General features: G+C 57.9%; 10 protein-coding genes (1 of these 10 cut by a window edge). 4 read left to right on the plus strand and 6 right to left on the minus strand.

Annotation, left to right across the window (positions count from 1 at the left end; all coding sequences use genetic code 11):
- On the plus strand, positions 1-234 hold the 3' portion of the coding sequence (locus ACHQGU_RS08505) for an NUDIX domain-containing protein (protein ID WP_395494647.1). Its footprint begins 213 nt before the window's first position; only the last 234 of its 447 coding nucleotides appear in the window; the start codon falls outside the window, past its left edge; it ends in the stop codon at positions 232-234.
- Between the two features lie 8 nt (positions 235-242).
- Here ACHQGU_RS08505 and ACHQGU_RS08510 read toward each other — a convergent pair whose 3' ends face one another.
- Positions 243-2762: an excinuclease ABC subunit A gene (locus ACHQGU_RS08510; protein ID WP_395494648.1), complete on the minus strand. Its 2520-nt coding sequence runs from the start codon at positions 2760-2762 to the stop codon at positions 243-245.
- Positions 2763-2904: 142 nt separating this feature from the next.
- Between ACHQGU_RS08510 and mobB the strand changes: the two genes are divergently transcribed.
- Positions 2905-3432, plus strand: coding sequence for a molybdopterin-guanine dinucleotide biosynthesis protein B (gene mobB / locus ACHQGU_RS08515; RefSeq protein WP_395494649.1), 528 nt, complete (start codon positions 2905-2907; stop codon positions 3430-3432).
- Here the strand turns inward: mobB and ACHQGU_RS08520 are convergent.
- The 5 genes from ACHQGU_RS08520 to fdnG form a co-directional block, all read right to left on the minus strand.
- The gene (locus ACHQGU_RS08520; RefSeq protein ID WP_395494650.1) at positions 3414-4634 is read right to left on the minus strand and encodes a molybdopterin molybdotransferase MoeA; all 1221 of its coding nucleotides are present in this window, start codon (positions 4632-4634) and stop codon (positions 3414-3416) included. The genes mobB and ACHQGU_RS08520 overlap by 19 nt on opposite strands.
- A gap of 62 nt (positions 4635-4696) precedes the next feature.
- On the minus strand, positions 4697-5677 hold the full coding sequence (fdhE, locus tag ACHQGU_RS08525) for a formate dehydrogenase accessory protein FdhE (RefSeq protein WP_395494651.1): 981 nt from the start codon (positions 5675-5677) through the stop codon (positions 4697-4699).
- Positions 5674-6327 carry a formate dehydrogenase subunit gamma gene (locus ACHQGU_RS08530; protein ID WP_062144080.1) on the minus strand — a complete coding sequence of 218 codons (654 nt, stop codon included), beginning with the start codon at positions 6325-6327 and terminating at the stop codon, positions 5674-5676. The genes fdhE and ACHQGU_RS08530 overlap by 4 nt, the downstream gene beginning before the upstream one ends.
- A 2-nt stretch (positions 6328-6329) precedes the next feature.
- Positions 6330-7289 (minus strand): formate dehydrogenase subunit beta, encoded by a 960-nt coding sequence (gene fdxH, locus ACHQGU_RS08535; protein WP_253558579.1) that lies wholly within the window; start codon positions 7287-7289, stop codon positions 6330-6332.
- Positions 7290-7298: 9 nt separating this feature from the next.
- The gene (fdnG, locus tag ACHQGU_RS08540; RefSeq protein WP_395494653.1) at positions 7299-10349 is read right to left on the minus strand and encodes a formate dehydrogenase-N subunit alpha; all 3051 of its coding nucleotides are present in this window, start codon (positions 10347-10349) and stop codon (positions 7299-7301) included.
- 585 nt (positions 10350-10934) lie between these two features.
- Between fdnG and ACHQGU_RS08545 the strand changes: the two genes are divergently transcribed.
- Together ACHQGU_RS08545 and hpxZ are read left to right on the plus strand one after the other, a co-directional pair.
- Entirely contained in the window at positions 10935-13343 is a 2409-nt protein-coding gene (locus ACHQGU_RS08545) for a TonB-dependent receptor (protein WP_062274020.1), read from the plus strand.
- Positions 13344-13458: 115 nt separating this feature from the next.
- The gene (gene hpxZ, locus ACHQGU_RS08550; RefSeq protein WP_395494654.1) at positions 13459-13860 is read left to right on the plus strand and encodes an oxalurate catabolism protein HpxZ; all 402 of its coding nucleotides are present in this window, start codon (positions 13459-13461) and stop codon (positions 13858-13860) included.
- Positions 13861-13868 lie beyond the last annotated feature (8 nt).

Here is a 13868-nt window from a genome sequence, read left to right on the forward strand (position 1 = left end):
CTGGGAACATTCACTGCGGCAGCCGCGAATGAACCCGGCCACCATATTCAGGCTGAGGTGTTCCGGATGATTTTATCTACGCCCGTCACCGCGCAGGCAGAAATTGCGGAAGTCATCTGGATTGACCCGGCAAAGGCTCCTGAGGAGCAGCTAGCTCCCCTCACCCGTGACACGCTGATGCCTTTGGCGAAAAAGCTCCTGCTTTCCGCCCACCCGACCAGCGAAGAGGCTTAAGCCTCCTCCTATATATAACGTGCCAGGAAGGGGGCTGTTTTGCTTTGAGGCTGCGCCGCGACATCCTTCGGAGTGCCGGCAGCGACAATATGGCCCCCATCCTCACCAGCGCCCGGCCCCAGATCAATCACCCAGTCACTTGCTGCGGCCACACGCATATCGTGTTCGGCCAGCACGACGCTGTTGTTCTGGTCCACCAGTGTCTGCAACTGGCGCATCAGACGATCGACATCTGAGGGGTGCAGACCGGTCGTGGGTTCATCCAGCACATACAACACATGGCCTGAGCGACGTTTCTGCAGTTCTGTAGCCAGCTTGATACGCTGCGCTTCCCCGCCAGAAAGCTCTGTTGCGGGCTGACCAAGCCGCAGATAACCCAGACCGCCCTGCTGCAATGTGTCAAACCCGTGCGCAATATTGGGTTCCGGCGCAAAGAAATCATGCGCTTCATCAACACTCATCCCCAGCACGTCAGCAATGGTCTTGCCGCGCAAGGTGACCTCCAGAACTTCCGGCTTGTAGCGTGTGCCCTCACATTCCGGGCACGGCGCATACACACTCGGCAGGAAGAGCAGTTCCACCATTACGGAGCCCACGCCCTCACATTTAGGGCAGCGGCCTTTGGCGACGTTGAACGAGAACCAGCCGGCATCAAACCGTCTCTTCCGTGCTTCCGGCGTCGCAGCAAAAGCCTGACGGATCAGGTCGAACAGCCCGGTATAAGTCGCCAGATTGGAACGGGGTGTGCGGCCAATAGGCTTCTGGTCGATCACAACCAGCCGTTTGATCTTGCTCAGGCCGGAAACCACCTTGCCGACGGGCTGACCGGGCTCACTATCGAGAAGAGACGCATCATCCCCTTCTTCCGTCGCCGTTTCCGTCTCAATCGACTGGCCCAGAGCCTTCCCGACGACAGAGACCAGCGCCTGCCCCACAAGGCTGGATTTACCAGAGCCGGACACACCCGTAACAGAAACCAGCACGCCCAGCGGCAGAGAAAGGCTGACGTCGCTCAGGTTATTCCAGAAAATACCGGACAGTTCCAGCCAGCCCGCAGGCTTGCGCGGCGGCGTGTCCCGATGCGCTGGCGGGTTAAACAGATAGGGCCGCGTGCGGGACTCTTTAACTGCCTTCAAACCCTCAGGTGGCCCGCTATACAGAACGCGGCCGCCACGCTCACCGGCGTCTGGCCCGACATCCACCAGCCATTGCGCCCGACGGATAACATCCGGGTTATGCTCGACCACCAGCAGGGAATTGCCCGCTTCAAGCAGGCCATCAAGGGCGCGCAGGAGAGCCTGCGTATCCGCCGGGTGCAGGCCTGAGCTGGGCTCATCCAGCACATACACCACTCCGAACAGGTTAGAGCGGATCTGCGTGCCCAGTCGCAACCGCTGATACTCACCCGGGGAGAGCGTCTGAACCGGCCGACTGAGTTGCAGATAGCCCAGACCGAGGTCGAGCAGCACGTCAATGCGCTCAATCAGTGCCTCGACAATGCCTTGGGCCGCGAGGGTTGTGGCATCTTTCTGTGTCAGCCCAGCCAGAGCCGAGCGTAATGCATTCTGAATATGTTTGAGAGGAAGCTCGGACAGGTCTGCAATATTGCGCCCGTCAAACGTCACCTTCAGCGCATCCGGGTTGAGGCGCTGCCCATGACAGACAGGACACGGCGCGCTGACCATGAAGGACGCCGCCCGCGCCCGCATCTTGGCACTCTGAGACTTTGTAAAAGTTTGCAGCACATACTGACGCGCGCCGGTGAAGGTGCCGTTATAGCCCGGTGGGTCACCCCGCTTGATGGCAGCCAGCACTTCCTCATGCGTCAGGCCGGGATAAACCGGCTCCGTCGGGGTTTCCTCAGTATAGAGGATCCAGTCCCGCGTTTTCTTCGGCAGGTCACGCCAGGGCGTATCAACATCCACGCCACGCGTAATCAGGATATCCCGCAGGTTCTGCCCCTGCCACGCCGTGGGCCACGCCGCCACGGCCCGCTGGCGAATGGTCAGACTATCATCCGGCACAAGCGTTTGCTCGGTCACATCATAAATGCGGCCCATACCGTGACAGCGGGGGCAGGCCCCCATCGGCGTATTAGGCGAGAAAGATTCTGCCTCCAGCCGGGACAGCCCCGGCGGATAGGTCCCTGCACGAGAATAGAGCATGCGTAGAAGGTTGGAGAGCGTGGTGACACTCCCGACAGATGAGCGCCCGCTGCTTCCGCCACGTTGCTGCTGCAAAGCGACTGCGGGAGGCAGACCATCAATGGCATCCACTGCCGGAACCGGCATCTGGTTAAACAGGCGCCGCGCATAGGGCGAGACAGATTCCAGATAGCGCCGCTGCGCTTCCGCATAAATCGTGCCGAAAGCGAGGGAAGACTTGCCTGACCCGGACACCCCGGTGAACACCACCAGCTGGTCTCGCGGTAAGGCGACATCGACATTTTTCAGGTTATGTTCACGCGCCCCACGGACGCGGATCATGGTGCGTGGGTCGATCGAGGTGGTTTTTGTCTGCTCGTCCATGCATCGCACTATACAGCTTCTGACAGGCAGGGAACCGCTGCACGCTCCCGCAATCTGTCAGACTTGCCATGCGTGACACGCTCCCCCTTCCCTGCCCTGATACGTATGATAAAGCGAGGCAGGCAAGACCGGAGACATGGCCATGACAAAACCTATCAGACATCAGGCCATTTTTGGCATCACGGGCCGGAGTGGATCAGGGAAAACACACCTTCTGGCCCGTCTGCTTCCTGCCCTGCGAGCCCGAGGGTTGCGGGTGTCCACCATCAAACACACGCACCACACTATTGATATCGACAAACCCGGCAAGGATTCCTTCGTGCATCGGGAAGCAGGTGCGTCGGAAGTGATGCTGGCCACGCCGGACCGCTGGGTTTTGCAGCATACGCAACCTGACGAGCCTTTTACGCTGCCGGACCTGCTGGCCCGCATGGCGCCGGTTGATCTGATCCTGATTGAGGGTTTTCACGCCACAGTGCCTGCCTGCCTTGAGATCTACCGCCCCAGTGTGGGCAAGGCCCCTCTCTTCAGCGTGCAAAGCAATATTATCGCGGTGGCGACTGATACACCTGAGGCCGTCCCGGCACCGCTTGCCGCACTTGACCTGAACGATACGGAAGCGCTGGCCGCGTTTATTCTGGAACGGGCTGTTCAGATCCCGTTAGGCTGAAGCGGCAGAACCCAGCGGGTTTGTCCGGGCTCTACCGGTGCCTCAGGATCAACCCGCAACAAGGCCGAAGCGCGGGAGAACACGATAATATCGGACGCTCCCACAGTGGGCAGGGCGGACAAACGCCAGCCTTGAGGCTCGGGATGGCAGGCCACAGGGATAAAATGCGTTGTGCCTGCAACGGGTGTAAACGCAAAATCCGCCACACCCGGGACCATGGGCGCAGACGCCGATGCCCCCATAACCGACCGCAGGTAAGGCATAAGAAAAACCATCGCACAGATGGCAGACGCCCCCGGATTGCCTGGCAGGCAAAAAGCCTTACGGGTGCCCTGCGTCATAACGGTCAGCGGTTTGCCGGGGCGGATTGTTACCCCTCGGAACACCGTCTGCGCGCCAAGGCTGCTGAGCGCATCCAGCACATTATCCGTCTGCCCGACCGAAATCCCCCCGGTGGTGACTAGCACCTCGGCTTCAGCCCACGCCTGCGCCAGCGTCTCGCTGAGCTTCTGTTCGTTATCTGAGGGAACGGAATGCAGCGCCACCTCTGCTCCGGTCTCACGTAGCAAGGCGGCCAGCATGGGAGAGTTAGAATCTGCACGGGCGTCAGACGCATCCGCAGCCAGTTCGGCCCCGTTTGAAACCACGGCAACGCGCACAGGACGGACGACAGTGACATCTGCGATCCCCTGACATGCCAGAAGAGCGATATGCCGCCAGTCCAGACGGGTGCCACGTGTCAGCAGAATTTCGCCTTTGGAGAATTCCTCCCCAGCCCGCCGAATGTTGGCTCCTTTATCAGCAAGCACCTTGGCGGGCATTACGCAGCCCGTCTCGGTCAGGCGCATGCGTTCCTTAGCCATCACGCAATCCGCACCTTGCGGAATACGCGCGCCGGTCAGAATACCGAGAGCCTGACCCGTTGGAAGCGGCATGGGCATGTCACCCGCAGCGGTTTGGCCGGCAACAGGCAAACCTGCCTGAGCGGCCTGCATGGCGGCATGATCAAACGCATAGCCATCCATGGCGGAAATATCGGCTTCAGGCCGGGCTGTAACGGCGCGCACATCTTCCGCAGCAATACGCCCGGCAGCCTCAGCCAGCGGAACGCGCATACTTTGCAGGGGAGTGCTTTTCGCGCACTCGGCAATCAGCCGTAATGCGGTGTCACACGCCACCATGCTCGTAAAACTGTTCCGCATTATCGGAAAAATCCTGTCCTGAAACACCCGGCTCCGGAACGCCGCCCTGCGGCGGCCGTCCTCTAGGCCGGAAGGGCGAACGGGTTCAGTGCCGCCCGGATAAAGCCCTGATCTTCTAGTGCTGCATCCAGCACGACAGTTGCCAGATCATCCGCGAGCACTTCCAGCGCGGGATCTCGGTCCAGCCGGAAGAGTTTCACGTAACTCTTACAATCCCCGCAGGTTTCCGCCTGTATGGGAGCATTTGTGTTCTCAAAGGACCAGTAATCGATATGGTCCGTCGCGTCACACACGCTGCATGTGGCCCGCACTTTGTGCCAGCGCGTTTCACACAGGCTGCACTGAAGATACCGCAGCCCTTCCCGGTCACCCGTCAGAACCAGCGCGCCAGAGGGCGGCGCACCGCAACAGGGGCATGCTCCGCCTTCTGACCGACGCTGTTTCAGCGCCTTGTCCTCGTCTGCCAGCAAGGCAATGGCCTGCGCCCAGAAAACAGAAAGTGCCGCCCACAAAAAGACAGCCGCCCCGGCATCAACCTGATCATACTGGCCGGACAGTAGCGAATAGGCCTGCGTGGCCAGAACGTCCGGCTTTTCTGCAGCCAGCACTTTCAGCGCGTCCTGCGTTTCCGCCGGAAGCTGAGCGCCGGCATCATCCACGAGAGTTGAGAAGGCTTTCTGCCAGTACAGGCTTTTCTCCAGCATGTCCTGCGTGGGGATATCCGGAGAGGTGTTTTTGCCGCGCAGCAGAACCCGAACGGGCTCGGCCTCCGCGAGGCTCAGCGGGGTTTTCGCCAGCAGACGCCCCTGCGCGGCCACAAGGCCAGACAGAAAGCTGAAATACCCGGCGTTTATTTCCTCAGCCTCGGCAGAAGACGGCTCAGTCTGAGCCGCCTCTTTCACCAGCTGGAAGGCCAGCTCTTCCAGCCGGGCCGAGCGGCGCGCATAGAGCGCCTCAAGCCTGGGGAAAATAACGGGCTCGATAGCGGGAACGCCGGGAATCCGCTTATCGAGTGAAGGAATGTCTGAGTGGTCTTTAATCATGAATGATGCTTTGCCGGAGTATCCTTGGAGGGTGCAACCTCTTCATCATACCACCGGTCATGATGCTGTTTGGCCCATGCGCGGGAGACGTAACCCGTCAGCATGCCCGTCACAGACCCACGCACCCAGATGCCCATATAGATATGGCCAATCACCAGCAGGATCAGACCAAGGCCAGCCAGAGAATGCGCCAGCAGCGCCAGACGAATGGCCGGAATAGGGAAATACCCCGCAAAGTAAGGGCGCCATGCCACAACACCCGTGGCAAACAAAGCGCTGATCAGCATCATGATGCACCAGAACAGGATTTTCTGCCCGGCGTTATATTTGCCAATTTTCAGCGGTTTCGTGTGCTTGTTCATCAGAACATCCACAATGTTCCGAAACCACGTCACATCCGTTCTGACCGGCATGTTGTGGTGCACAAAGCGGAAGAACATGCAGATCAGCAGCACGAACACTACCGTGCCGAGGAACGGATGCAGCATCCGCGCCAGCTGCGGCGTGCCCAGCACACCGTTCATCCAGCTCAGGCTGGGGAAAAACCATGACAGGCCAGACATGGCGACCAGAAAGAAGCAGGCCACCATGGTCCAGTGGCACATGCGGTCCATAAACTTGGTCCGCAGGATAAGATTTTTGGTGTCCATGGTTATTCTCTCCCTGCCGGGTGATCATCCTGAGCCGTATCAGACGCTGCCACAGTCTCTTTTTCTTCAGCCAGCTTTGCGGGCTCAGCCTCAGGGTCCGGGATATCGACCGTATTCGGACCAACGCCGACATAGTGCGCAAAGGCCCCGGCCAGTGTGGCGATAAAGCCCAGAGCGCCAACCGGCTTCAGCCACTCTTTCCAACCCCGCACAAACGGGCTGATATGCGGGTCTTTCGGCAGGCGATGATACATTTCCGGCTTGTCGGCATGGGTCAGCACATACATCACGTGCGTGCCACCAACGCCCTGCGGGTCATACAGCCCTGCCCCGTCATGCCCACGGCTTTTCAGCTCTTCAATACGGGTTGCGGCCAGATCCTTCATTTCGGCTTTGGAGCCGAAGGAGATTGCACCGGTCGGGCAGGTTTTCACGCAGGCCGGTTCCTGCCCAACGCTCACACGGTCTGCACACAGGGTGCATTTGTAAGCCTTGTTATCTTTCTTGTTGATGCGCGGCACATCGAACGGGCACCCGGCAATGCAATAGCCACAGCCAATGCACTGGTCGGACTGGAAATCGACAATCCCATTCGCAAACTGCACAATCGCGCCGGGGCTGGGGCATGCCTTCAGGCAGCCCGGCTCCTCACAATGCATGCAGCCTTCTTTGCGCAGCAGCCATTCCAGAGTGCCGCTTTCATCTTCCACTTCGTCAAAGCGGATGACTGTCCAGCTTTCCGCCGTCAGGTCCGCCGGGTTGTCATACACCCCAACGTTATGGCCCACGTCATCCCGCAGGTCATTCCATTCTGAACACGCGACCTGACACCCCTTGCACCCGGTGCAAATGGAGACGTCAATCAGCTTGGCGACTTCCTGCTGATGGTCACGCGCCTGCGGTGCGGGCGTCAGGCCATTGGTTGCGGACCGCCTGATGATGTCCTGTGATTGCATTCCCATCATTCCACCTCAGGCTTTTTCAACATTAACAAGGAAGGCCTTGAATTCCGGTGTCTGGGAGTTTGCATCCCCCACTGCCGGGCTCAACGTATTGGCAAGGAAGCCTTTGCGCGTTGCGCCTTCAAAACCCCAGTGACAGGGGATGCCGATCTGGTCGAGCTCACGCCCCATCACGTTCAGGGTACGGATACGCTTGGTCACCACGGCCTTAGCCTCAATATACCCGCGCTGGGACGAGACTTTCACCTTGTCCCCTGCGGCAATATTCAGACGGCCGGCCAGCTTCTCACCAATCTCAATAAACTGTTCCGGCTGCGCGATGGCGTTCAGGCGAGAATGCTTCGTCCAGTGCCGGAAAAGCTCGGTAATGGAATAGGTGGTTGCCACATAAGGGAAGTCTTTCTGTTCCCCCATCCGCGCACGGTCATCCTTCAGCACACGTGCTGTCGGATTGTAGGTGACCTTCGGGTGCAGCGGGTTATTAGCCAGCGGCGTTTCTGTCGGTTCGTACTGTTCCGGGAACGGGCCATCGACCATCCCACCGCAGGCAAACAGACGCCCAAGGCCGTCCGGCTGCATGATGAAGGGACTGACCCCACTGCCCGGCGGTGACGTCGGCGGATAGTCCGGCACATCGGACCCACCCCAGCGCTTGCCATCCCATTCCAGAATCTGGCGTTTGGGGTCCCACGGGCGACCATCCGGGTCCATGGAGGCACGGTTATACAGAATACGGCGGTTGGCAGGCCATGCCCACGCCCAGCCCGGTGTGCAGCCAAGCCCGGTATCCGTGTTATCCCGGCGGGCCATCTGGTTGCCCGCTTCCGTCCAGGACCCGGCGAATACCCAGCAGAAGCTGGAGGTTGTGCCGTCATCCCGCAGCACAGAGAAATCGGGCACCAGATGGCTTTTGGGGACCACAATATGGCCCTGCTCATCCGTGATGTCGGCCAGCGCATAGCCGTTACATTCGCGGGCCACTTCTTCCGGCGTCGGGTCTTCAGGATCTTTATAGTTCCACTGCATGTTCAGCACAGGCTCGGGGCAGACACCGCCCTCTTTCCTGTAAAGCTCACGCATCTTGGTAAAGATCGTGCCGATGACCTTGCCATCCTGCCAGGTTTCTCCGGGCGGTGCCGCGCCAGCAAAATGCCACTGCAACCAGCGACCGGAATTGACGATGGAGCCGTTTTCTTCCGCGAAGCAGGTTGCAGGCAGACGGAAGACTTCTGTCTGGATATCTTCCGTCTTCACATCATTAAACTGCCCCTCATTCTGCCAGAAGGAGGACGTTTCCGTGCTCAGGGGATCAATCGTGACAAGGAATTTCAGCTTGGACAGCGCCGCAATGGTCTTGTTCTTGTCCGGCATGGCGGCCAGGGGGTTGAAGCCCTGCGCGATATAGCCGTTCACCTTACCCTGATACATCATATCAAAATAGGCCAGCATATCGTAGCTGCGGTCCCATTTTGGCAGCCAGTCATAGCCCCAGTTATTGGCGGCTGTGGCGTGGTCACCCCACAGCGTCTTCATCATGCTGACAAAGAATTTCGGCGTATTGTGATAGTAGTTCACCTGTCCGGGCACATCCGCCACGGGCGTGGTGGCCTTCAGATAGGTGGCCATATCCTGCTGTTTGTCTGACGGCAGGTTCAGATACCCCGGCAGACGCAGGGAGAGCAGCCCAAGGTCGGTATAGCCCTGAATATTGGAATGACCACGCAGGGCGTTCATGCCGCCGCCGGCCATACCGATATTACCCAGCAGTAGCTGGACCATGGCCGCCGAGCGGATAACCTGAGAGCCACTGGTATGATGCGTCCAGCCAAGCGCAAACAGGAAGGTGGACGTCAGATCCGGCGCACTGGTGGCTGCCAGTGTTTCACACACATGCAGGAAGTCTTTCACCGGTGTGCCACACAGCTGCGTCACCATTTCCGGCGTGTAGCGCTCCACGTGCTTGCGCAGAAGGTTGATAACGCAACGGGGGTTCTGGAGCGTAGGATCCTGAAGAGCAAACCCTTTTTCGTCCCGCTCATACGTCCAGGAGGATTTATCGTAGGTGCGGTTTTCAGCGTCATAGCCGCTGAAAAGTCCCTCATCAAACGAGTAATCTTCCCGCACGATCAGGGCCGCGTTGGTATAGGCCTTAACGTATTCATGCTGGATTTTGTCGTGAGACAGCAGGTAGTTCGCCACCCCCAGCATGAACGCCGCATCGGACCCCGCACGGATAGGCGTGTAGAAATCCGCCACCGCCGCACTACGGTTAAAGCGCGGGTCCACCACCAGCACTTTTGCACCGTTACGGATCTTGGCTTCCATCACCCATTTAAAGCCAACCGGATGCGCTTCCGCCGGGTTGCCACCCATAATGAGCACGACGTTGGCGTTCTTGATATCCACCCAGTTGTTGGTCATCGCCCCGCGCCCGAAAGTGGGAGCAAGCGCGGATACGGTGGGAGCATGACAGAGGCGGGCCTGACAATCGAGCCCCAGCATCCCCAGAGAGCGGGCGAACTTAAAGTCCAGCAGTCCGGTCTCATTACTGGCCGCAGAGGATGCCAGCATCCCCGAACTCAACCAGCGGTTGACCAGCTCCCCTTTTTCATTCCGTTCGATGAAGTTTTTGTCACGATCGTCTTTCAGCAAGCGGGCGATACGGGTCGTCGCCTCATCCCAGCTGATCCGCTTCCACTCCTTGGAACCCGGCGCGCGGTATTCCGGATACTGCAGACGGCCTGCACTATGAATGAAATCAACCAGCCCGGCCCCTTTCGGGCAAAGAGACCCACGGCTGACGGGATGATCCGGATCGCCTTCAATATGGAAGATGCTCGGTTTGGCGTTCTTCGCGCCGTCGCCAAGGCTGTACATCAGAATGCCGCAGCCAACGGAACAGTAGGTGCAGTTGTTCCGGGTCTCTTTAGCCCGCAGCAACTTATATTGCCTGGAATCCCCCGCGTAGGCCTTCGGCGGTGCAAAACCCAGAGCGAGAGCACTGGCCCCGGCAACACATGTGCCGCCAGCCTTTAAAAATTGCCGTCTTCCCAGAGTCATTGCACTAAGCCTTCAGTTACGCATCGAATAAACTGCATAAGGAATATTTAGATGATTTCATCACAATCTGAATTGATGCAGATCATTTAACGACTTGCACGGCAAATCACTTTTCTTTCAAAATAAAGAATTTGTGGCAGTTTTCTATATTCGTTCGAATATAGAATGAGCAACCATAGGTTGAATATTTAATCTTTCTTATACGTTTGTGGCATGGGGAGAGCATCTTCCCCTCACCCGCATAAACGCCTCGCCCCTTAAACATGAAGCATACAGGCTGCCCTGCACCCCCTTGCCGGATCGACATATCCTTATTAAACGCGGGCAACCCGACCTCATATTAGCAACGCTGAAGTGCTTTTTTTTATTTTGTGCGAACACCGTTCGTCTTTTATATAACGATTACGGATCATTCCTTAAGATTATCGGATAGAGAAATGCAGTCCCTTCTCCCATCTCATGCGCCAGACATGCACCGAGATATGGTCTCTGCTTTTTTCAAAATCCAAGACGTTTTCCCTCCCCTGGCCAAATCCTAGCGCCCTGTTCCCAAGCCGCTGTATCTCCTGACAGGAAAATCCCCGCATGCCCACCAAATGCCTACATCCCCGCAGTTCCATTGCTTGTCTGGCGGCTCGCCCTTCCCGCCTTTTCGTCACGAGCCTGACCGGAGCTGTAAGCCTGTGGGCCATGCTGGCATATGCTCAGGCCGCAACGGGAACGTCTCATGCCAGCCGCACGCATCACGGTGGCAAAGCAGTCTCTCCTGCAAAAACGGCGCAGCCCCGTAGCGTGGCGCGACGCCCATCAGGCCCGGTGCTTGCCAAAGGGGAAGAAGAAATCTCAGTCGCCTCCCATCGTCAGGCGCTGAATGGCGGTGGCGGGATGATGCGGCAGGAAACAGCTCCGCATGCCGTGCAGACGGTCACAAAAGCCTACATCAACATGCGCAGCCCGACTTCCACTGCGCTTGATCTGGTCAAAAACCTGCCCAGCCTGAACATCATGACGCCGGATAGCTCCGGCATGGAAGGCGGGCAGATCCAGTCTCGTGGTCTGACAGATCTGGATATGGCGCTGATGGTGGATGGGGCACCGGCGGCATCGGCCAAATACCTGTCGGAAAATATTGATTCCGAAAACCTTGAGGAAGTGAGCGTTACACCCGGCAGCGCCGCGCGTGATCTGCCTGTGATGTCTGCCGCAGGTGGCGTGATGAACTCCCGCACCCATCTGGCCTCCCGCAAAGCAGGCGGCATGGTGGATTTCTCCTACGGCACCAACAATCTCTCGCGCGAATTCATCCGTCTGGAATCTGGTGAGATTGGCAAAAGCGGCGTGCGCAGCTTCTTCTCCTTCTCCAACGCCCATGCGCGGAGCTGGATGGGGGCTGGCATCAACCAGCGTAAACATATTGATTTCGGGCTGCAGAAAGACTGGCAGAACGGCTCCAACGCCCGTCTCTTCCTTTCATGGAACTCGGCTGATTTCACGATCGACAATTACCCGACTGCGCAGGAATTCTTCCAATATAAACACACAGGCACTGGCTACGGACGGTCTGCTGATCCTAAGAGCGTTAATTACTGGAAGAACAATAACGATCATTGGAACCAGATTTTCCTGACGGCTCCTATCCATATTGTTCTGCCCAAAAAGTTCAACTTTGACCTCCAGCCTTACTTCAGCATGGGTCAGGGCTGGGATGCCTCTCCGGGCGGCGTGGCGGCAGAAGGGCAGTATACGCATAACAGCGGCGGCGCAGCCGTTCCGGCTGGCACCAACATGACCAGTTTCTTCCTTGAAAACGAAGCACGGCAGGTCGGCGCTGTGGCCAAGCTGAGCTACGATATTGATAGCCACAACCACCTTACACTTGGCTACTGGTATGAAAACAACCAGACCATTCAGGGCTACCCCACCAGCACAACCATGGCGAACGGGGCGGCGGCCAGCCCGAACTGGGCAAAATATGCCGTTGGCGGTGCAATGTATGGCCAGAACGCAGGATATGAACTGCATTCCCTGTTCATTCAGAACCAGTCCCGCTACCTGAACAACAAGCTGCTGATTAACGCTGGCTTCAAGTTTGTCATGTCCAACGCGTGGAACCGTGGCTTTAGTGGTGAAAACAAGAACTGGATTTCAGGCGATCGCTCTGGCAACAACACCACAGCCCCCCTGCCCCAGCTGTCGATCAGCTATCAGATTGACCCGAACAGCCAGATTTATGTGAATGCGGAAGGCGATTACCGCCAGCCGAGTGCAACGGATATGGGCTGGCTCTCCGCCAGTGCGCCGATGCTGAAAAACCAGTATTCCATCAAGGAAGAACTGGGCTACCGCTATCACAACAAATACCTGCTGCTGGACCTGTCCTTCTTCAACTACAATGTAACAAACCGCATTGTGGACCAGTATCTAGGCATGAACAGCTTCAAGCCGTTTTCCATCGGCAACCAGACCATGCGCGGGCTTGATTTCATGATTGCCGGCAGAGAGATCCACGGCTTCAGCCCCTATGCGTCCGTGGAGTATCTGCACGCCACTCAGGACAGCAATGTTTTTGACCCGTACCAGAACATCATGCTGCACTCCAAAGGCACGCAGGCTGTCATGGCACCGCACGTTATCGCAAACTTCGGCCTGACCTATACCTACAAAGGATTTTTTGCGAACGGTGCGGTGCACTACACCGGCCCGCAATCTGTCTCTGTTGCCAATGATCAGCGCATTCCGGGCTACGTGACGGACTCCCTCTCTCTGGGCTATCACTTCAAGCCTGTTGGGTTCCTCAAATCCCCCACGTTTAAGCTGAACTTTACCAACCTGACCGGCTCTATTGTCCGCTCTGGCGCGATGGGCGCTGTCTATAGCGCCCACGATACCAGCACGGTTTATAGCGGCAGCAGCGCGGCTTACACGGGTTACGGCAACGCCTTCATGCTGGAACCGCGCTTTACCATGACTGGCACGGTCTCCACGTCCTTCTGATCAGCCTCTTTACGGAACGCTGTTCCCGTTCTTCAATACGGTGTCGAATATCTCACTCTGAGATGTCCGGCACCGTTTTTTTGTGTTCTGCCGCATAGCCTGAAAGACCCCGGATATGTTCAATACACCCGCTCTGGTGGCCGAAATCACTGCTCTTTCCGATGCTTATGAAAAAGCTCTTGGCGAGAATGACCTTGTCGCACTAGACGCCTTCTTTCACAATGGCCCGGAAACCGTGCGCTACGGCGTGGGCGAAAACCTGTATGGCGCGGAAGAAATTGCAGCCTTCCGACGCGCACGCAGCGGCGGCTCTCCCCCGCGCAAGGTTCTGCGCCGGGCTATTACTACTCTGGGTGAGAGCTCAGCCGTTGTCAGTCTGGAATTTCAGCGGGAAGGCTCCACCCGGATTGGGCGGCAAATGCAGACATGGGTGCTGACAGACAAAGGCTGGAAGATTATCGCCGCCCATGTCTCACTTATGGCAGAGCGCCCGGAAACCAGCCGCCCGGCCTCATAAATCTGTCA

It is taken from the genome of Acetobacter sp. KSO5 (assembly GCF_044094635.1).
Taxonomy (GTDB): Bacteria; Pseudomonadota; Alphaproteobacteria; order Acetobacterales; family Acetobacteraceae; genus Acetobacter; species Acetobacter cerevisiae.